This is a genomic window from Pseudonocardia aurantiaca, from assembly GCF_039526725.1.
Taxonomy (GTDB): Bacteria; Actinomycetota; Actinomycetes; order Mycobacteriales; family Pseudonocardiaceae; genus Pseudonocardia; species Pseudonocardia aurantiaca.
Genome location: NZ_BAAAJG010000008.1, coordinates 428,639 through 447,411, shown reverse-complemented (window position 1 = coordinate 447,411; position 18,773 = coordinate 428,639). Strand labels below are relative to the sequence as shown.

19 protein-coding genes and 1 pseudogene are annotated in these 18,773 nt (G+C 73.2%); 11 read left to right on the top strand and 9 right to left on the bottom strand.

Annotated elements, in window-relative coordinates; all coding sequences use genetic code 11:
- A pseudogene (locus ABD143_RS12020) lies at nt 1-588 on the top strand (hypothetical protein); the annotation flags it as partial.
- Nucleotides 589-701: 113 nt separating this feature from the next.
- Here ABD143_RS12020 and ABD143_RS12015 read toward each other — a convergent pair.
- Genes ABD143_RS12015 through ABD143_RS12005 form a run of 3 tightly spaced genes read right to left on the bottom strand, consistent with a single transcriptional unit; the run spans nt 702 to nt 3,401 of the window.
- Complete coding sequence (locus ABD143_RS12015; RefSeq protein ID WP_343975800.1) at nt 702-1,289, bottom strand: SDR family NAD(P)-dependent oxidoreductase; 588 nt, start codon at nt 1,287-1,289, stop codon at nt 702-704.
- 11 nt (nt 1,290-1,300) lie between these two features.
- Complete coding sequence (locus ABD143_RS12010) at nt 1,301-2,797, bottom strand: amidase (protein ID WP_343977332.1); 1,497 nt, start codon at nt 2,795-2,797, stop codon at nt 1,301-1,303.
- Between the two features lie 10 nt (nt 2,798-2,807).
- Entirely contained in the window at nt 2,808-3,401 is a 594-nt protein-coding gene (locus ABD143_RS12005; RefSeq protein ID WP_343975797.1) for a Tn3 family transposase, read from the bottom strand.
- Between the two features lie 59 nt (nt 3,402-3,460).
- Between ABD143_RS12005 and ABD143_RS12000 the strand changes: the two genes are divergently transcribed.
- The 5 genes from ABD143_RS12000 (at nt 3,461) to ABD143_RS11980 (ending at nt 9,297) form a co-directional block, all read left to right on the top strand.
- Nucleotides 3,461-4,759: an MFS transporter gene (locus ABD143_RS12000; protein WP_343975794.1), complete on the top strand. Its 1,299-nt coding sequence runs from the start codon at nt 3,461-3,463 to the stop codon at nt 4,757-4,759.
- On the top strand, nt 4,756-5,883 hold the full coding sequence (locus tag ABD143_RS11995) for a M20/M25/M40 family metallo-hydrolase (protein WP_343975791.1): 1,128 nt from the start codon (nt 4,756-4,758) through the stop codon (nt 5,881-5,883). The genes ABD143_RS12000 and ABD143_RS11995 overlap by 4 nt, the downstream gene beginning before the upstream one ends.
- A 123-nt stretch (nt 5,884-6,006) precedes the next feature.
- Complete coding sequence (locus ABD143_RS11990; protein WP_343975788.1) at nt 6,007-7,482, top strand: alpha/beta hydrolase; 1,476 nt, start codon at nt 6,007-6,009, stop codon at nt 7,480-7,482.
- Nucleotides 7,483-7,510: 28 nt separating this feature from the next.
- On the top strand, nt 7,511-8,638 hold the full coding sequence (locus tag ABD143_RS11985; protein WP_343975785.1) for a sensor histidine kinase: 1,128 nt from the start codon (nt 7,511-7,513) through the stop codon (nt 8,636-8,638).
- The gene (locus tag ABD143_RS11980; protein ID WP_343975782.1) at nt 8,635-9,297 is read left to right on the top strand and encodes a response regulator; all 663 of its coding nucleotides are present in this window, start codon (nt 8,635-8,637) and stop codon (nt 9,295-9,297) included. Before ABD143_RS11985 ends, ABD143_RS11980 begins: the two co-directional genes overlap by 4 nt.
- Before the next feature lie 7 nt (nt 9,298-9,304).
- On the opposite strand, the gene ABD143_RS11975 is transcribed toward ABD143_RS11980, so the two are convergent.
- Entirely contained in the window at nt 9,305-10,114 is an 810-nt protein-coding gene (locus ABD143_RS11975; RefSeq protein ID WP_343975779.1) for a hypothetical protein, read from the bottom strand.
- 161 nt (nt 10,115-10,275) lie between these two features.
- Between ABD143_RS11975 and ABD143_RS11970 the strand changes: the two genes are divergently transcribed.
- The 3 genes from ABD143_RS11970 to ABD143_RS11960 all read left to right on the top strand — a co-directional run bounded on the left by ABD143_RS11970 (nt 10,276) and on the right by ABD143_RS11960 (nt 13,058).
- Nucleotides 10,276-11,088, top strand: coding sequence for a DUF3097 domain-containing protein (locus ABD143_RS11970; protein WP_379659730.1), 813 nt, complete (start codon nt 10,276-10,278; stop codon nt 11,086-11,088).
- A gap of 45 nt (nt 11,089-11,133) precedes the next feature.
- A complete protein-coding gene (locus ABD143_RS11965; RefSeq protein WP_343975776.1) occupies nt 11,134-11,568 on the top strand; it encodes an NfeD family protein in 435 nt (144 codons plus the stop codon).
- Nucleotides 11,569-11,702: 134 nt separating this feature from the next.
- Nucleotides 11,703-13,058, top strand: a complete 1,356-nt coding sequence (locus tag ABD143_RS11960) for an SPFH domain-containing protein (RefSeq protein WP_343977328.1) — start codon at nt 11,703-11,705, stop codon at nt 13,056-13,058.
- A 40-nt stretch (nt 13,059-13,098) separates the two neighbouring features.
- On the opposite strand, the gene ABD143_RS11955 is transcribed toward ABD143_RS11960, so the two are convergent.
- The 5 genes from ABD143_RS11955 to ABD143_RS11935 form a co-directional block, all read right to left on the bottom strand.
- A complete protein-coding gene (locus ABD143_RS11955) occupies nt 13,099-13,890 on the bottom strand; it encodes an energy-coupling factor ABC transporter ATP-binding protein (protein ID WP_343975773.1) in 792 nt (263 codons plus the stop codon).
- A complete protein-coding gene (cbiQ, locus tag ABD143_RS11950) occupies nt 13,887-14,657 on the bottom strand; it encodes a cobalt ECF transporter T component CbiQ (RefSeq protein WP_343975770.1) in 771 nt (256 codons plus the stop codon). Before cbiQ ends, ABD143_RS11955 begins: the two co-directional genes overlap by 4 nt.
- Nucleotides 14,658-15,086, bottom strand: a complete 429-nt coding sequence (locus tag ABD143_RS11945) for a PDGLE domain-containing protein (protein ID WP_343975767.1) — start codon at nt 15,084-15,086, stop codon at nt 14,658-14,660.
- Nucleotides 15,083-15,784, bottom strand: coding sequence for an energy-coupling factor ABC transporter permease (locus ABD143_RS11940; RefSeq protein ID WP_343975764.1), 702 nt, complete (start codon nt 15,782-15,784; stop codon nt 15,083-15,085). Before ABD143_RS11940 ends, ABD143_RS11945 begins: the two co-directional genes overlap by 4 nt.
- 137 nt (nt 15,785-15,921) lie before the next feature.
- Entirely contained in the window at nt 15,922-16,779 is an 858-nt protein-coding gene (locus ABD143_RS11935) for a glycosyltransferase family 2 protein (protein WP_343975761.1), read from the bottom strand.
- A gap of 384 nt (nt 16,780-17,163) precedes the next feature.
- On the opposite strand from ABD143_RS11935, the gene ABD143_RS11930 reads away from it, so the two are divergent.
- Together ABD143_RS11930 and ABD143_RS11925 are read left to right on the top strand one after the other, a co-directional pair.
- Nucleotides 17,164-18,267, top strand: a complete 1,104-nt coding sequence (locus tag ABD143_RS11930; protein ID WP_343975758.1) for a glycosyltransferase family 2 protein — start codon at nt 17,164-17,166, stop codon at nt 18,265-18,267.
- A gap of 119 nt (nt 18,268-18,386) precedes the next feature.
- Nucleotides 18,387-18,764 carry a hypothetical protein gene (locus tag ABD143_RS11925; RefSeq protein WP_343975755.1) on the top strand — a complete coding sequence of 126 codons (378 nt, stop codon included), beginning with the start codon at nt 18,387-18,389 and terminating at the stop codon, nt 18,762-18,764.
- Nucleotides 18,765-18,773 lie beyond the last annotated feature (9 nt).

The window sequence follows — 18,773 nt, the reverse complement described above, 5'->3', positions numbered from 1 at the left end:
CTTCTGGCGCGGGCCACGGCGGCGGCCCGGCAGGCGCTGGAGGCCACCGAGGCGCTCGGCGCCGCCCGGCAGCAGGCCGAGCAGGCGATCACCGCCGCCCAGGAGGCCAGGGAGCAGGCGGCAGCGGCGGGCCGGACGGCGCAGGAGGCGGCTGTGCTGGCCGGCCGCTCCGACGCCGAACGAGCAGCCGCCCATGCGCGCGCTGCGGAGTGGCGGGCGGAGAACGACCAGCTGCGTGCTGGGCTGGCGGGCCTGCGGGCGGAGCTGGCCGCGGCCACCGCCGCCCGCGACGACGCCCGCACGCAGGCCAGGGCCGATGCGGATGCCCTCGCAGGTGAGCGGGAGGCGCGGCTGCGTGCGGAGCACGCGCTGGCATCCGCTCGTGAGCGCGCCGACGCCGAGGCCGCGCTGCGCGTCCGGGCCGATGCGGAACGGGAGCGGCTGGCCGCGGAGGTCGCGCGGGCGCGCAGCGAGGTGGCGGAGCTGCGGGAGCGCGGGGTGGCGGAGCTGCGGGAGCTGGTGGCGGCGGCCGTGCGCCCACCCACGGACGCCGCTGCGCCGGACGACCGGCTACCTCCGCGGGAGTAGCAGGGATGTCGCCCCCACGTACGACGCGCCCCGCGGCCACCGGTGCCAGGGTGAACCGGTCCGTCACGACGGTGGAGCGGAAGGGGCTCCACCGTCGGCGCGGACCCCGGGGCCTACCAGGGAACGGGGCGGCCGTCGCGGGTGAAGGTGCTGGTGGGCCCGTCGTCGGGGAGGTCGACGGCGTACATGATGCTCGCCGCCCCGGCGTTAACCGGACGCCCGCCCGGACCGCCCATGTCGGTGGCCACCCAGCCGGGGCAGACCGCGTTCACGAGGATGCCGTCGCGGCGCAGGTCGCCGGCCATCGTCCTGGTCAGAGCGTTCAGCGCGGCCTTGCTGACGTGGTAGGCGGGCGCGCCACCACCACCCATGGACGCGAGCGAGCCGCCCTCGCTGCTCACCATCACGATCCGCGGGTGCGCGCTGCGGCGCAGCAGCGGCAGGAGCGCGAGGACGGTCTGCCAGGCGCCGAGCACGTTGGTCTCGAGCGCTTCGCGGACGACGCGGAGGTCCGCGGCGGCCGAGTCCTGCCAGGTGTCGTAGTGGATGGCGGCGTTGTTCACCAGAACGTCGACGTGCCCTTCGATGGCCTCGACGTCGGCGGCGAGCGCCGCGAGCCCGTCGGCGTCCGTGACGTCGAGCGGTACGGCCCGGATCAGGCCGGGAACCTCGGGCTGCAGGGGCGACCGGCTGCGCTCCAATCCCTATGCCCTTAACGCCCGTCCCTGCCGTGTCCCGGCCAGCTGGCCAGTGCGCCTTCCTTCGGGGCCTGGAAGCCGCCGGTCTTGTGCTCGAGCAGTTCGGCCAGCCGCAGCGGGGTGCGGTCCTCGAACATCGGACCGATGAGCTGCACTCCGACCGGCAGGCCCTCGGGGGACCGGCCCGCGGGTATAGCGGTGGCGGGTAGGCCGGGCATGGTGGCCAGGCCGGCCCAGACGAGCTGGTCGAAGTACGGGTACTCGACGCCGTCGATGTCGATGCGCCGTTCCAACGGATTGGGGTTGTGGTCGTGCGGGAACGCGGGCGTCGGCGTGATCGGACACACCACGGCGTCGAACTCGGCGAACAGCTGCCGCCAGCCGTGGCGGTGGAGTTCGCGACGGTTGTTCGCCTCAATCCAGTCGCGGTGGCTGAACACCATGGCGCGCAGCCGCGCCGCGTCAAGACTCTGGTCGTCCGCGCTCAGTCCGGCGGCGCGGGTCCGCAGCTGCTCGTGCGATTCGATGGGAAAACGCGCGACAGAGCCCGAAACCAGCAACTGCATGTAGAGGCGCGCGGCCTCGGCCAGGTCGGGCAGCAGCCGACTGTGCCGTTCGACTCGGGCTCCGCCGCCGGCAAGAGCCTCGGCCACCCGGTTCACGCCCGCCCGCACGGCGGAGCCGGTCGGAATGAGCGGATGCTCGTCGAGGACCAAGACCCGGAAGTCGCGGAGCCGCTCGTGGCGCGCGGCCGGCAGCGTCAAGTCGTACGCGACGCCGAGCGTCAGCGGATCCGGTCCGGCCATGACGTCGAGCAGGAGTGTGAGGTCGCGGGCGGTGCGAGCCATCGGACCGACGACGGCGAGGTCGAGGTCGGCCGGCAATGCCGGCGCCGGCGGCGGGACCATGCCGCGGTTGGCCGCCAGCCCGAGTGTCGGCTTGTGCGCGTAGACGCCGCAGAAATGCGCGGGGGTGCGCAGCGAGCCGGCGATGTCGGAGCCGATGGACAGCGCGCCAAACCCGGACGCCAAGGCAGCCGCTGACCCGCCGGAGGACCCGCCCGGCGTGCGACTGTGCTCCCACGGGTTGTTGGTGGTGCCGTAGATCTCGTTGAAGCTCTGTATATCTTGCAGCCCCAACGGCACATTGGTCTTGCCGAGCACCACCGCGCCCGCGGCCTTGAGTCGCGACACCTGTACCGCGTCCTCGGCCGGCATATAGTTCCGGTGCGGCGGCATGCCCCAGGTCGTGGGCAGCCCGGCGATGTTGTACGACTCCTTGACCGTCACCGGAATGCCGAGCAGCGGCCGGTCTTCGCCGCGGGCGCGTGCCTGGTCGGCACGGTGTGCAGCGGCCCGCGCACGGTCGAAGTCCGGCACGCAGATCGCGTTGATCACCTCGTCGTCGCGCTCGATACGGGCGATCGCCTCGTCGGTCAGTTCCACCGATGTCACCGCGCCGGCGCGCAACGCGGTAACGAGCTCTTCGGCCGTCTGAAAGCTCCACTCCATGAATCCGAAGCTATCGGCCAGCCACCGAGGACACGAAATTCCGGTTCGCGCAACAGGGAGGCGCGAGCGGGCCACCTTCACCGGCGAAGTCGCGCACTCGTTCTACCACCGAAGGTGGCCCACCGCAGGTCACAGCGCCGACAGTGGGCCAACTCCACCGGCGCAGGCCATGAAATGCCGCGTCGTGCAACAGGATGGATGTCTCAATTCTTGTCCGCTGACCGTTGATGTTCCCGATCGCCCATTGGGCCTTGCCCAACACATCGTTTGTCGACGGGCAATTGTCGTCATGTTTCTCAACGTCCGCTCTTGCCGCTGGGCGGTCGTTCGCGAGTGCGGCTACGCGGCCCTCACATCGAGGCCCAGGCGTTACCCGGACGATGGCCCGACGCAGGTTGTCACGGGTGACGTGGGAGGCGCGGGCGCGGCGCAGCGCGCCCTCGTCCTCCTCGTGCTCCTCGGTGGCGGCCATCTGCCGGATGCCCATGTTCGTGCCCAGCGCGAACAGGCACAGCAGCAGGCGGCGGCGCAGCACCCAAGCCGGGCGCATCACGCTGGGAGTCGCAGCTCGCTGCCGATCTTCCCCGTCACAGGTGTCGATCATCGGCCAGGTGGCCTAACCTCTGCTGATCTTCCGTCACCTCTGTCACCCCGGGGAGCGCCATGTCCGAACCGTCCGTGACGTCAGCAGAGCCCACTGAACGGCACCGGCTCCCCGTCCGGACCCTGGTCGCGGCGTCGATCGGCAACGCGATCGAGTGGTACGACTGGACGATCTACGCGACGTTCAGCATCTTCTTCGCCACCCAGATCTTCTCGGCAGAGAACGAGACGCTGGCGCTGATCAGCACGCTGGCGACGTACGCGGTCGCGTTCTTCTTCCGGCCTCTTGGCGGGTGGCTGCTGGGCCGCTTCGCCGATCTGCACGGCAGGCGGACGGCCATGCTCGTGACGATCCTGCTGATGGCGGGCGGGTCATTCGTGATCGGGATCCTGCCGACCTTCTCGATGGTCGGCTGGCTGGCGCCGATCCTGCTGCTGCTCGCGCGGATCGCGCAGGGGATGTCGCTCGGCGGGGAGGTCTCCAACGCCTCGGCGTACCTGGCCGAGATCGCCCCCGCCGACCGGCGCGGCCGCTACTCCTCGTTCTTCTACATCTCGACGGGCGCCGCGGTGCTCATCGCCTCGCTGCTGGGCGCGCTGCTCACCGCGGTCCTCACCAAGGACCAGCTGGCCGCCTTCGGCTGGCGCATCCCGTTCCTGCTCGGCGGCGTCCTCGGCCTCGTCGGGCTGTGGCTGCGGCGGGCGATGCCCGAGACCGACCAGTTCGAGCAGAACAAGGCCAAGGCCCAGGAGCTGCGCCACCCGCTGCTCACAACGGTGCGCGAGCACCCGAAGGCCGTCGGGCAGCTGATCGGGTTCACGCTGCTCTCCACGCTCTGCTACTACACGTTCTTCTCCGCGCTCACCCCGTTCGCCACCCGGACGCGCGGCGTCGACCCCAACGAGGTGTTCGTCGCGCTGTCCGTCGGCACCGCGCTGTTCGTGGCGCTGCAGTACCCGATGGGCGCCCTGTCGGACCGGTACGGGCGCAAGCCGCAGCTCCTGGTGTGGGCGGCCGCGATCGCAGTGCTCATCGTCCCGCTGTCGACGCTGATCCGGCCCGGGCTCGGTAACCTTCTCGTGGTGTTCTGCGTCGGGCTCGGGCTCTACACGCTGATGACCTCGATCGCGCCGGCGATCATGAGCGAGCTGTTCCCCACGGAGCTGCGCGGGCTGGGGATCGGCGCCTGGTACAACCTCACGGTCGCGACGTTCGGCGGCACCGCTCCGCTGGTGATCCAGGCGCTCGGCGAGGCAGGGCTGGGTGAGGCGTTCTTCTGGTACGTAGCCGCAGGCGCTGCCGTCGCGTTTCTGGTGATCCTCACGCTGCCTGAGACGAAGGGCACGGTGCTGCGTTGACCGCGAGGTCCCTCGACGTCCTGACCGACCTGGTCCGGCTGCGGACGGTGGGCGGTGGGGAGGGCACCGCCGCCCGGCACTGCGCTGCCCTCCTGGAGGAGGCGGGGCTGGGCACCCGGCTGCTCGACTGGTCGCCGGGGCGCGAGCAGCTCGTGGCCCGCGCCGGGGACGGCGAGGGGCCGCCGCTGACGTTCACCGGGCACCTCGACACGGTTCCGGTCGACGCGGACGCCTGGTCGGCCGACCCTTACGGGGCGGAACGCGACGGCGACAAGATGGTCGGGCGCGGCACGAGCGACATGAAGTCGGGCGTGGCCGCCGCGGTCGTCGCGACGGTGGAGCACATGGCCCGCCCGCACACCTGCCGGGGAGTGCAGGTCGTGCTCACCGCGGGTGAGGAGACCGGGTGCACCGGCCTGCTCGGGCTCGACGCCGCCGCCCGCGCCGCGCTCGCCACCGGCGGCCCGCTCGTCGTCGCCGAACCGACCGCGAACGAGCTGCTGCTCGGGCACAAGGGCGCCCACTGGATGCGGCTGACCGCCACCGGCCGCGCCGCTCACGGTTCGGCGCCCGAGCTGGGCGACAACGCCGCCGTCCGGCTGGCCCGCGCCGCGGTCGCGCTGCACGACCACCAGGGCTGGCCGCGCCACGACCGGTTCGGGCCGGTCACGGCGAACGTCGGCGTGCTGCGCGGTGGCGTGGCGCCCAACGTCGTGCCGGACACCGCCGAGCTGCTGCTCGACGTGCGCACGGTGCCGGGGGTGGCGGGGGCACAGCTGCGCGCGCAGGTGGGTGTGCTCGCGGGCGAGGGGGTGGAGGTGGCCGACCACGTCGTGCTGCCGCCGCTCGACACCTCCGCCGTCGACCCGTTCGTCGGGCTCGTGCGGTCGGCGCTGGCCGCCAGTGGCCTCGACGACCGGGCCGGGCCGCCCGCCCGGTTCTTCACCGACGCGTCGGTGCTCGCGGGCCTGCTGGGTGAGGGCCGCACCGCGGCTCCGTCAGTCGTCCTCGGACCCGGCGAGCCCGCGCAGTGTCACGTCGTGGACGAGTACTGCCTCGCGGGACGCGTGGAGCAGGCCACGGCTGTGTACCGGGAGCTGCTGGAACAGTGGTGCGCCGCTTAGTGTCCCGAGTCGAAAAGTCCGCCGAGATACGCACCGAACCTCCGACTCGGGACACTGGCAGGACGAGGAAACATCTGCCGGAAGGCAGACGACTCCGAACGCAGGCGCGGCCAGCCTGGGCGGGTGCAGAAGAGGAAGATCACGAGACGGGCGCGCGCCGTCGGTGTGCTGCTCGCCGGGCTCGCTGCGGCGAGCGCCTGTGCCGGCCCCCCGGACTCCCCGTCCTCCGTCACGGCCGCGGCGGTGACCGCGCAGGCGGTCGCCTGGCAGCCCTGCTTCGACGGGCTGGAATGCGGGTCGGTGACGGTCCCCGCGGACTGGCGCCGCCCCGACGACGCGGAGCGGATCACGATCGGTCTGGGCCGGCTCCCGGCGCAGGACCGGGCCCGGCGGATCGGGACGCTGCTGGTGAACCCCGGTGGCCCGAACCCGGTCCTTTTCGGGCTGCCGCGGCTGGCGGTCCAGCTCGCCGAGTTGCGGCAGTGGTTCGACGTCGTGGTGTTCGACCCGCGCGGGATGGGGGAGAGCAGCGGGGTCACCTGCTCCACGGACCCGCCCGGGCCGCTGGTGGCAGCGCCGCCGGACCGCGCTGCATTCGCGCAGTACGTCGCGGCGCAGCAGCGGTTCGCGCGGGACTGCGCCCTGGCACTCGGCGCCCTGGCGGGAACGCTCGACGCGTGGCAGGTGGCCCACGACATGGACGCCGTCCGCGCCGCCATGGGCGAGGAGCGGCTCGACTACTTCGGCAACTCCTACGGCACGGTGTACGGGCAGGCCTACGCCGAGCTGTTCCCGGGAAACGTCAGGCGGATGTACCTCGACAGCGTCGCCGACCACACCACGGCCGACCTTTACGAGATGGTGGCGCCGAAGGCCGAGGCGCTCGAGGCGAACCTGCACGGCTTCGCGGGCTGGTGCGGGCGGGAGCCGAGCTGCGCGCTGCACGGGCAGGACGCGCTGGCGGTGTGGGACCGGGTCGTCGCCGCTGCGGAGCGGGCACCGATCCCGGCGCCCGGGGCTGGCACGAGCGTGGACGCACCGGGGCTCCTCGGGTCGGTGGCGGCGAGGGTGCGCCGGGAGAGGGCGTGGCCGGAGCTGGCCACGGCACTCGCGGCGGCAGACCGGGGCGACGCCACCGCGTTCGCACCGACCCCGCCGCCCTCGACGCCCGACGTACCCGGCGGGGCGTTGATGGGCCTCGCGACCTGCGCCGATCTGCTCGAGTCGATCGACCACGACCGCGTGGAGCGGCTCGCGGAGCAGTTGCGGGCGGTCGCCCCGCGCCTGGGCTGGACGGAACCGTGGAACTTCCAGGCGCGGTGCGCAGGTCTGCCCACTGGGACGTTCCCGCCGCGCCCGATCAGCGCGCCGGGCCTCCCGCCGGTGCTGGTCGTGAACGGCGACGACGACTCCGCCACCCCGCCGGAGTTCGGGCGCCGGCTCGTCGACCAACTCCCCGGTGCCCGCTACCTCGATGCCGACGGCGGGCACGCGGTGTACCTGACCGGGAACCCGTGCGTCCGCGAGCACGCGCACCACTACCTCGTCACGGGCGAGCTGCCACCGCCGGAGGTGACCTGCGCGGCGTCGGGGTCGTGACGGTCGCCGGGTCGGGTAGGAACGAGGCGTGATCCGCACGCCCGGCCCGGTCAGCGCGTGGCTGCGGCTGGCGCCGCTCGCGCGGGACGCGGTGCTCGCCGTCGCCACCTCAGCGGCCCTGGTGGCCGCTGCCCTGCTGGAGGGTGCCTCCGCATCGACGGCCCTGCTCGCGCTGCTCAGCGCCGGCGCGGCGGCGCCGCTGGTGCTCGTCCGGCGGTTCCCCTTCCCGGCCGCCCTCGCGTCGGCTGCCGTCGTGCTCTGCGGGGCGGGCATCCCGGAGTGGTCGGGCCGCCTCGTCGCGATGGCGGCCTTCTGCGCCGCCGCATACCGGGTGGCCCGCCCGCTGCTGATGCTGGCGGCGTCGATCGGATGGCTGCTGGTGCTCCTGTTCGTGGCCACCCACCCCGACGGCGTGGCCGCGTTCGGCGAGGCCGTCGTCACCGGGATCGCGCCGGTGGCGGTGGGGACCGCCCTGCGCGTGAGCCGCGAACACGCCCGCCAGTCGGTCCGGCTGCAGCAGGTGGAGGCGGCCCGGGAGATCGCCGAGGAACACGCCCGGGTGGCCCGGGAGGTGCACGACGCCGTCGGCCACCACCTCACCGCGATCCGGATGCAGGCGGGCGCCGCGCGGCACGTGCTGCGAGCCGAGGACGTGCCGCCGGTCGCCGGCGCCGCCCTCGCCACCATCGACGGCCTCGCCGCCAGCGCGCTCGCGGACGTCCGGTCGCTGCTGGACGAGCTGCGCGAGGGGAGGGGGCCGACCCTGGCCGACCGCGCAGGCGTCCGCGCGCTGGTGCAGCGGCTCGGCACTGGCGCGTGCCCCGTCGCGCTCACCGACAACGACACGGATGTCCCGCTGCCGGCCGCCGTCGGGCGCGGGGGCTACCGCGTTCTCCAGGAGGCCGTCACCAACGCTGTCCGGCACGCCGGTGCCACCGAGGTCCGCGTGCGGATCGGGCGGGCGCCGTCGGCCCTGGCGATCGCTGTGGAGGACGACGGGCGCTCCTGCTCGCCGGACGCCGCGGCCGAGGGGCACGGGATCCGCGGCATGCGCGAGCGCGCGCACGCGCTCGGTGGCACCCTGCAGCTCACCGCGCGGGAACCGCACGGTTGGACGGTCGAGGCCGTCCTTCCGACCGGGTCGGCCGTCCCGTGACCGTCCGCGTGCTCGTGGTCGACGACCAGGCCGCGGTGCGGTCGGCGCTGCGGCTCGTCCTCGATGCCGAGCCAGGCTTCGAGGTGGTGGGCGAAGCAGCGAACGGAGCTGACGCCGTGCACGCGGCCCGCCTGCAGCGCCCGGACATCGTCGTCATCGACATCCGGATGCCCCGGAAGGACGGGATCGCCGCCATCCGAGAGCTCACTGACCCCGCGGCGCCGCACCGGCCCACCGTCGTCGCGATGACGACATTCGACCTGGACGAGTACGTGTTCGGGGCGCTGCAGGCCGGTGCGGTCGGGTTCGTGCTGAAGGACGCCGAGCCGCGGCTGCTCGTGGAAGCGGTGCGGGCGGCGGCGTCGGGCCACGGCGTCATCGACCCGAAGGTGGCGCCCCGGCTCGCGCGGCGGTTCGCGGCGCTCAGCCCCCGACCGGCCGGACCGGCGCTGGCCCGGCTCACGGCCCGCGAGCGCGAGGTCCTCACCGAGATCGCCAGGGGCCGCAGCAACGCCGAGATCGCCGAGGCGCTCTGGATCGAGGAGGGCACGGCCAAGACGCACGTGGCGCGGATCCTGGCCAAGCTCGGGCTGCGCACCCGTGTGCACGCTGTCATCTACGCCTACGAGCACGGGCTCGCGCCGCGCGAGGGCGGATGAGCCCCGGTCAGACCAGGGGGCTGCTCGCCAGTACCCGCACCGCCTCGGCCACCGCCGCGCGGCGCGCCACCCGGACGGCGGTCTCGATCGGGCGCAGGGCCTCGTGGCGCGCTGTGGCGGCCGACGCGGAGAGCGCGCCCCCAGGCTCGTCGACGCGGGCGGCGGCGAGGATGGCCTCGACCTCGTCGGCCTGCTGGAGCACGCGCAGCGCCTGCGGCGGCATCCCGTCGGGCCACAGCGACCGCGGGCGGGCGCGCAGCGCCGCCGCGATCTCCTCGCGCACACCGGGACGGTGCCGCGCGACCCCGAGCGAGGTGAGCACCGAGGTGGCCTGCCGCACCTGGTCGCGCAGGTCGCGCTCGGCCTGGCCGAGCGCCACGAACTCCGGCGGCGGGCCGGGGTCGGGCACGCGGTGCACGGTCCAGCGCAGGACGCCGTCGGCCACCTCTGAGGGGACGATGCCGAGTCCCGCGTCGGCGACGAGCACACCCTCGCCCGCGGTCATGGCCGCTCGGCTGAACGGCCCGGGCCCGGGTAGCCCGCGGACGTCGCCCGGCGCGGGTAGCACCAGCCGCGCGGGCGTCGCTTCCCCGCGCGCACCCGCGGCCCGGCGCAGGGCGGCGAGCAGGAAGGTCAGCGACGACACCGGAGCGCCCGGCGGGGGCAGGGTGGTCTGCCGGGCGGTGTCCGCGTCGGCCGCCTGGACGTCGTGCGCGTCGGCCCACGGGGCGAGGGCGTCGAGCACGTCGTCGGGCGCCGCCGCGCCCACGAGCCAGGCCGATGACCACACGGTGAAGGTGGCGGAGGGGCAGGGCACGCGGCCAGGCTAGCCACGTCCGGGGACGAGAGCACTGCCGCGTGGGGGTGAAACCGCATACGGTGCGTCGCGGCTGGTCGACGCTATGTCCTTCGCCGGGGCGGGAGCCGCACGGCGTGTCGCTCCCGAGCCCGCCTCCCGGGCCCGGGTAGAACGGCGGCGTGACGCGCGCGCACGACTACCGAGGAGCTTTCGGTGCCGACGGCACCCGCCACCGGGTGCACAAGCAGGTGCCGGAGGTGGCGGCCGAGCCCGGGCTGGTCGTGGAGGACCCCGCGAGCGGGTTCTGCGGGGCCGTGGTGGCGGTCGACAACCGCGCCGTGACCCTGGAGGACCGGCACGGGGCCCAGCGGGTCTTCCCGCTGCTGCCCGCGGCGTTCCTGTTCGAGGGCGCGCCCGCCACCCTGGTGGTCCCGACGCGCGCGCCGGCAGGCCCCGCGCGGTCGGCGTCGGGGTCGGTGCGGGTGCAGGGCCACACGGCCCGCACGGCACGGGCCGCGCGGATCTGGGTGGAGGGCCTGCACGACGCTGAGCTCGTCGAACGGGTGTGGGGCCACGACCTGCGGGTCGAGGGGGTCGTGGTCGAGCCGATGCACGGGATGGACGACTTGGTGGCCGCGGTCGCCGAGTTCGGCCCTGGCCCCCAGCGGCGGCTGGGTGTGCTCGTCGACCACCTCGTGGAGGGCACGAAGGAGACCCGCGCCGCCACGGCGGTGGCCGGGCCGCACGTGTGCGTCACCGGACACCCCTTCGTCGACGTGTGGCAGGCGGTCAAGCCGTCCGTCGTGGGCATCCGCGCCTGGCCGGAGGTGCCGCGCGGCACCGACTGGAAGACCGGTGTGTGCCGCGCGCTCGGCTGGGGGGAGCCTGCCGACGGCGCCCGTCGAGTGCTCGGGGCGGTGCGCAGTTTCCGGGATCTGGAGAGCCCGCTCATCGGGGCGGTCGAGGAGCTCATCGATTTCGTGACGACCTGATCTCCGTCCGATCCCGATGCGCGTGTTCGTGGCAGGATTCCACGTATGTCGGCCGCTGTGATCTGGCTCATTGCGGGCCTCGTCCTGATCGCCGCGGAGGTGCTCTCCGGCGAGTTCGTCCTGTTGATGCTCGGCGGGGGTGCGCTTGCCGCCGGCGTGGCGTCCTTCCTCGTCGGAGGGCCGATCGTCGGTGCCGTGGTGTTCGCGATCGCGTCGGTGCTCCTGCTGTTCGCCGTGCGGCCCGCGCTCCGCAGGCGGCTGGACCGGGGGATCGACCACTCCGTCATGCACCACAACGCGCTCGTCGGCACCACGGCGGTCGTCATCGCCCGGGTCGACGGTCGCGGTGGCCGGGTGAAGATCGGCGGCGACCTGTGGTCGGCCCGTTCGTCCGACGGTCACGAGGTGATCGAGGAGGGCAAGCGGGTCACGGTCCTGGCGATCTCCGGGGCAACGGCGCTCGTCGTGGCCCAGGAGTAGTCCCAGGAGTAGACCGGAGCCAGGCGCATCGGCCCGGTACCGCACGACGGCCACCCGAGGTGGTGCGCCATGATCCGCGCCGCTGGAACCTGGCGGTCGGGAACGAGGAGGGGATTGCGGTGGCCGAGAGCACGGTGCTGCTAGTCATCGTGGCGCTACTGGTGCTGCTGGTCGTGGTATCGCTGGTCAAGGCGGTGCAGGTCGTCCCGCAGGCCACGGCCGCGGTGATCGAGCGGCTGGGGCGGTTCAAGGGCACGGCGGACCCGGGACTGGTGTTCCTGGTGCCGTTCATCGACAAGGTGCGCGAGCGGATCGACCTGCGCGAGCAGGTGGTCTCGTTCCCGCCGCAGCCGGTGATCACGCAGGACAACCTGACGGTGAACATCGACACCGTCGTCTACTACCAGGTCACCGACCCGAAGGCGGCGGTCTACGAGATCTCCGACTACATCGTCGGTGTCGAGCAGATCACCACGACGACGCTCCGCAACGTGGTCGGCGGGATGAGCCTCGAGGGCACGTTGACCTCGCGCGATGAGATCAACACGGTGCTGCGCGGCGAGCTGGACGAGGCGACCGGCCGCTGGGGCATCCGGGTCGCCCGCGTGGAGATCAAGGCGATCGACCCGCCCGCCTCCATCCAGGAGTCCATGGAGCGGCAGATGAAGGCCGACCGGGAGAAGCGGGCCACGATCCTCACGGCCGAGGGCCAGCGGGAGTCGGCCATCCGCAGCGCTGAGGGCCAGAAGCAGGCGCAGATCCTCACGGCGGAGGGCGCCAAGCAGGCCGCCATCCTCACGGCGGAGGCCGAACGGCAGTCCCGCATCCTGCGTGCCCAGGGCGAGCGGGCGGCCAAGTACCTGCAGGCGCAGGGCCAGGCCAAGGCGATCGAGAAGGTGTTCGCGGCGATCAAGGCGGGTCGGCCAACGCCGGAGCTGCTGGCCTACCAGTACCTCCAGACGCTGCCGCAGATGGCGCAGGGCGAGGCCAACAAGGTCTGGATCGTGCCGAGCGACTTCGGCAAGGCGCTGGAGGGCTTCACGCGCATGCTGGGCGCGCCGGGCGAGGACGGCGTGTTCCGGTTCGAGCCTTCCCCCGTGGAGGAGGTCGTGGCCAAGCCGGAGGACGACGACGAGTCGATCAAGGGCTGGTTCGACACCGCAGGCGACCCGGAGATCGCGAAGGTCGTCGCCGACGCCGAGGCGCAGGCCCGTAAGGAGGTGCCCGCTCTCGGCGCCCCCTCCGTGGAGCCGGTGGCCCTGCCGCCGAGCCCGCACCCGGCACCGCAGCGACCGCAGCCACCGCTGCAGGACAACGGCGCCCCGGCGGCCCCGCCGCGCGCCTCGAACGGCCCGGCGTACCCGCCCGCACCGCAGGTGCGTCCGCAGCCGGAGAGCGCCATGCCCACGCCGCCGCGCGGTTTCCCGCAGGTCACGGGCGACCGACAGGACCCGCCGCGCCCCGGCTACCCGTCCCCGCCGCAGCAGTAGGCGTCCGGCACCCACTCGCCGCCTTGCGGGTGGGTGCCGCTCAGGGCGAGAGGCTGAACCCGTACGGCAGCTCCAGGCGGTGCCGGCCCAGCAGCTCGGGGTCGGACAGGAGCTCGCGGGTGGGCCCGTCGGCCACCACCACGCCGTCGTCGAGCACCACGCTGCGCGGGCACAGCTGCAGGGCGTAGGGCAGGTCGTGGGTGACCATCAGCATCGTGGTGTCCAGCCCGAGCAGCACCTCGGCGAGCTCGCGCCGCGCCACCGGATCGAGGTTGGACGACGGCTCGTCCAGCACGAGGATCTCCGGCTCGCACGCCAGCACGGTCGCGAGCGCCACCCGCCTGCGCTGCCCGCCGGACAGGTGCAGGGGGGAGCGGTCGCCGTGCTCGGCCATGCCGACGGCGGCCAGCGCCGCGTGCACGCGGGCCTGCAGCGCCTCCCCCGCGACGCCGAAGTTGGCGGGCCCGAAGGCGACGTCCTCGGCCACCGTGGGCAGGAAGAGCTGGTCGTCCGGGTCCTGGAAGACGATCCCGACCCGCCGCCGGATCTCCCGGAGGTGCCGGCCCGCGACGGGGAGACCGCCCACGACCACCGTGCCGTGGCCGGGCGTGAGGATCCCGTTGAGGTGCAGCACCAGGGTGGTCTTGCCGGCGCCGTTCGGGCCGAGCAGGGCCACCCGCTCGCCGCGCTCGATCCTGAGGTCGATCCCGTAGAGCGCCTGGTGGCCGTCCGGGTAGGCGAAGGCGAGCCCGCGGACATCGAGCGACGGCGGGGGTGCGGCGGGGCCTGCCCCCGACACCGGCACCGGCACCGGCTCCGGCGCGGCACTCATGTGATCACCCAGCCGGTCACGGCGAGCGCCGCCGCGACGGCGACGGGGGAGAGGCCGGTGAGCCAGTGGCGCCGGGTGGTCACGGCGTCGGAGAGGCGTGGCATCCGGCCGGTGAAGCCGCGCGACAGCATCGCCAGGTGCACCCGCTCGCCGCGCTCGTAGGAACGGACGAAGAGCGACCCCACGCCCTTCGCGGTGGCCCCTGCCTGCCACAGGAAGCGCGGGTCGTGCCCCCGGGAGATGCGCGCCAGGCGCATGCGCCGCGCCTCGGCGGCGATCACGTCGACATAACGGAGCATGAGGGTGGCGATCGTGACGACGATCGCCGGGGCGTGGAGCCGCTGCAGGCCCAGCAGCAGGTCGCGCAGCGGCGTGGTGGCGGCGAGCGTGAGCGAGGTGAGCACCCCGAGGGTGCCCTTGACGAGGATGTTCCAGGCGCCCAGCAGGCCGGGCTCGGACAGGGTCAGGCCCAGCCAGTCGAGCTCGACGTACGGCGCGCCGCCGGTGACGGGCAGCAGCACCGCGAGCACGACGAACGGCGCCTCGATCACCGACCGGCGCAGGATCCATCCCGGGGGGATGCGGGCCACCGCCCACACCGCGGCGAGCAGGAGCAGATAACCCCCGAACACCGGGAACGCCTCGCGGGGCGTGGCCACGACGCACAGCACGCCGAGGAAGGCCGCGACGATCTTGACCTCCGCCGGGAGGCGGTGGACCGGCGAGGCGCCCGGCAGGTGGAGCGGATGCGAGTGGCCCGCTCCCACCTACTGCTCGCCTCCCCGGGCGTCGCCGGTGATCTCTCCAGTGCCGCGTTCTCCGGTGCCGCCGTCGCCGCCGTCGCCGGTGCCGCCGCGGCGGCGCAGCAGCCAGAACAGCCCGCCCGCGACCGCGAGCGTGACGATGACCCCGATCACCCCGGCCGCCCCCACGCTGTTCGGCCCGCCACCCACCGTGTAGTCGGCGAAGGGGCTCCCGGCGAGCGCGTGGTCACCGGCGTTCTGCGCGATGCAGGTGCCGTCGAGGTGCTCACGCGCGTCGGTCCTGACGACGTCGCAGCCGTGCAAGGTGACGGTGTCCAGTCCGTCGGGGGCCGAGCTGGCGAAGTAGGACAGGCCGCCTGCGACGAGCAGGGCGACGGCGAGGAAACCGAGGAAGAACACGGCGGTACGCCTACTCCGGACCGGGGCGTTCACGCCGCGCTCCCGCGGGCTGTGCGGATCTCCAACGGCGCCGCCGTGCCGCGCAGGAGGTACACGAGGTCGGGTCGCACCGCGGCGACCGCGCCGACGGTGGCGGCTGTGATGACCCCCTCGCCGATCCCGATCAGCACGTGCAGCCCGAGCATCAGCGTGAACACCGTGGCGAGCGAGGCGCCGCCGGTGCCGCCGACCGCGTACTCGAGCACGAACGCCAGCGAGGCGACCACCGTGTTGACGAACGCGGCGACGAACGCGGTGACGAGCAGCCCGGTGCGACCGCGGCGCGCCAGCGGGCGCAACGACAGCGCCACCGTCCAGCCGACCAGGACCCCGACGATCGCCATGTTGACGATGTTCGTTCCGAGGGCCGTGAGGCCGCCGTCGGCGAAGAGCAGCGCCTGCACCGCGAGCACGATGGCGATGCACAGCGAGCCGACCCACGGTCCGACGAGGATCGCCACGAGCGCCCCACCCAGCAGGTGCCCGCTCGCGCCCGGCAGGATCGGAAAGTTGATCATCTGCACGGCGAAGACGAACGCCGTGACGAGCCCGGCCATCGGCGCCGTGCGGTCGTCGAGGTCGGCGCGGGCGCGGCTGACGGCGATGGCCAGCCCCACCGCGGCGACCAGCCCGAACCCCAGCGCCGTCGGCGTGTTCACCAGCCCGTCGCTCATGTGCATGGCGAGGACCATGCGGCCTCCCTCGCGAAACCGTCTCCGCCACTCCGGCGGGTGGCGGGATCAAGGCTAGTCGCGGGGAAGCGGCAATCGCAAAAGATGTGCGACAGGCCTTCGCTGAACGGCGCGGGGTGCCCCGTCCGGCGGCGGGTTCAGGCGACGCTGTCGGACTTCCCGGCTGACATTTTGGAGACCGCGAACAGCGCGCGCCGGCGGGCGCGCCCGGCCGGGGCGAAGAGCTTGCCGACGGTCAGGTCGACACCGCGCACCTGGAAGTACGGCGAGTCGCCGAGCTCCTCGATGAGCGTCCGCTGCTGCTCGTAGATCGCCGCGGAGTTGTCCGACGAGACCGTGCCCCGACCGATCCGGAACGCCGCGAGGGTTTCAGGCAGCCCCAGGAAGTCTCCGAGCTGCAGCAGGCGCAGCCACAGGTCGAGGTCCATGACATAGGTGCGGTCGCCGCGCCAGCCGCCGACCGTGAAGAAGTCCTCACGCCGGAACAGCACGTTGTTCGACTCGCCGATCGGGTTGGAGCCGTTGCGCACGACCCGGCGCGCCACTTCCACGCCGGTGCGCACGCCCGTCAGCCCGGCGAGGCCGCGGCGCGGCGCGATCACGCGGCTCTGCTCGTCGATCATGTGCCTGCGGGACGCGACGAGCGCGAGCCCGGGATCGGCATCCATGGGAGCGACCTGGTATTCGAGGCAGCGCGGGTGCAGCAGGTCGTCGGCGCACACCACCTTCACGAGGGGTGCGCGGCTGAGTTCGACCACCCGGTTCCAGTTGTCCGGCTGGGACAGGGTGACCGGGTTGCGCTCCACGCGCACGCGCGCGTCGCGCTCGGCGAAGGAGTGGGCGATGTTGCCGCTCTCGTCGGGGCTCGCGTTGTCCAGGACCACAAGCTCGAAGTCGCGGTAAGTCTGGTCGAGGACGCTGCGGATCGTCTCGGCGAGAAACTTCTCGCCCTTGTAGACGGGGATGCAGACGGAGACGCTGGGAATCGGCAGCACCTCGGGGGCCTCCTCGTTCGGCCTGGTTCGTCGGCCCGGCACCGCGATCGGTTCCGCGCTGTGTACGTGCCGACCGTACCGACACCCGGCCTTGTTACTCGCGCCTGCCTCCGTCACTAGGTCCGGTGGCACCCGATGGGGTTCCCCCGTGCGCGGGCGTGACGGGTGATCCGTAGAGTGCGTCCACGGACGCAGGGCCGCTGCGGCCGAGTGCAATAACCACGCTGCTCCGGACGGACTCACCCGTCGCAAGATTGTAACGTAACGCGATGGCGTCTCACGGAGATATGCCCAGTGTTGATGGTTGCGTTGGGCACCGACTACGGGCAGCGACGGGCCCGACGGCGCGAACACACCGCTGACGCGGTGGGGGGGAGAACGGCGATGCAGCGGAACGGCAACCCGCGGGTGTCCGTGGTGGTGCCGACCCGGAACGAGGCGCGCAATCTGGAGGTGGTGCTGCCGGCAATCGCCGCGGTGCGACCGGCGGTCCACGAGATCATCGTCGTCGACGGCAACTCGGTCGACGGTACGGTCGAGACTGCGCAGCGCGTTCTTCCCTGGGTCCGGGTCATCAATCAGACGCGCAAGGGCAAGGGCAACGCGATGGCGTGCGGCTTCGAGGCCGCCACTGGGGACGTCATCGTGATGTTCGACGCCGACGGCTCGGCCGACCCGGCCGAGATCCCGGCCTTCGTGCGAGCGCTGATCGAGGGCGCCGACTTCGCCAAGGGCAGCCGCTTCGTCCGGGGCGGCGGCAGCGACGACATCACGCTGCTGCGCAAGTCCGGCAACGCCGGCCTCAACGGGGTCGCGAACGCGCTGTTCGGCACCTCGTACACCGACCTCTGCTACGGCTACAACGCCTTCTGGGCCGACATCCTCCCGGTGCTCGACCTGCCGGCGACCAACCTCCCCGCCCCGGCGGAGGGGATGATCTGGGGCGACGGCTTCGAGATCGAGACCGTGCTGAACTGCCGTGTCGCGGCGGCCGGGCTCAAGATCACCGAGGTCCCGTCGATGGAGCGCGAGCGGATCTTCGGCCAGTCCAACCTCCGCACGTTCGCCGACGGCACCCGAGTGCTGCGCACCCTGGCCGCCGAGCGGCGCAGGGCGCAGCGCCACCGCGCCGAGCGCGTGCAGGTCGAGGAGTCGGCGCGGGCTCTCACGCCCGCCGGTGGCATCCCGATCGTCCCGCCCGCGCCGGAGCCCGGCCCCGGAGCTTCGCTCCCCGCGCCCGGCTCGCACGGTGCGCCGGTCGCCAACGGTGCTGCCGTCACCAACGGTTCCCCGCTCACCAACGGCGCTCCGGTCACCAACGGTGCCGGCCCGCACGGTGCTGTCGTCACCAACGGCTCGCCCGCCCCGAACGGCGCCCACGCGTCCGAGGTGGCGCGGCGGCCGGTGCCGCAGCCTCGCGTCGTCGGCCCGGAGCAGCCTCGCCGCGAGGGCCCGAGGCGCCTCGCGCTGGAGGAGGAAGCGTCCTGACTCAGGACGCCCCCTACACTTCGACGCCGATCGGGTACGCCGGGGTGCCCCGGTGAACCACTTGCGAGTGACGGCGGGCTGCATCAGGCCCGCTGTCCGGTGACGAACGGAGTACGACGGTGAGCATGCCCTCGAACGCGGTTTTGACGAGGGCGCGGGTCGCGCGGCGAGCGGTTGCTTTGCTGCTGGTCGTGGCCGGGCTCGGGGCGTGCGCACTCAGCGTCATGAACGTCACCGGCGAGGTGGTCGGTGAGGTCCGGTTCGTCGTCACCACCGCCTTCCTCATCCTGGGTCCGGGGTGGGCTGCCGCGGGATTCCTGCGCCGGGCTCCCGCTGCCCACGTCTGGCTGTTGACGATCGGTGTCGGGGTGTCCACCACGCTGCTCGTCGGGCAGATCATGGTGAGCGCCCAGTACTGGCGACCTGCCCTCGCGCTATATGCGATCACCGTCGTGAGCATCCCGTTCCTGCTCCGCCACGCGGTGGTCGCGCAGTGATTCGCTCGG

Bases quoted from the DNA above. Each gene is read 5' to 3' on its own strand.
- ABD143_RS12010 (WP_343977332.1), bottom strand. From the start codon at position 2,797: ATGGAGTGGAGCTTTCAGACGGCCGAAGAGCTCGTTACCGCGTTGCGC.
- ABD143_RS12005 (WP_343975797.1), bottom strand. From the start codon at position 3,401: ATGATCGACACCTGTGACGGGGAAGATCGGCAGCGAGCTGCGACTCCC.
- ABD143_RS12000 (WP_343975794.1), top strand. From the start codon at position 3,461: ATGTCCGAACCGTCCGTGACGTCAGCAGAGCCCACTGAACGGCACCGG.
- ABD143_RS11965 (WP_343975776.1), top strand. From the start codon at position 11,134: ATGTCGGCCGCTGTGATCTGGCTCATTGCGGGCCTCGTCCTGATCGCC.
- ABD143_RS11955 (WP_343975773.1), bottom strand. From the start codon at position 13,890: ATGAGTGCCGCGCCGGAGCCGGTGCCGGTGCCGGTGTCGGGGGCAGGC.
- ABD143_RS11940 (WP_343975764.1), bottom strand. From the start codon at position 15,784: ATGGTCCTCGCCATGCACATGAGCGACGGGCTGGTGAACACGCCGACG.
- ABD143_RS11930 (WP_343975758.1), top strand. From the start codon at position 17,164: ATGCAGCGGAACGGCAACCCGCGGGTGTCCGTGGTGGTGCCGACCCGG.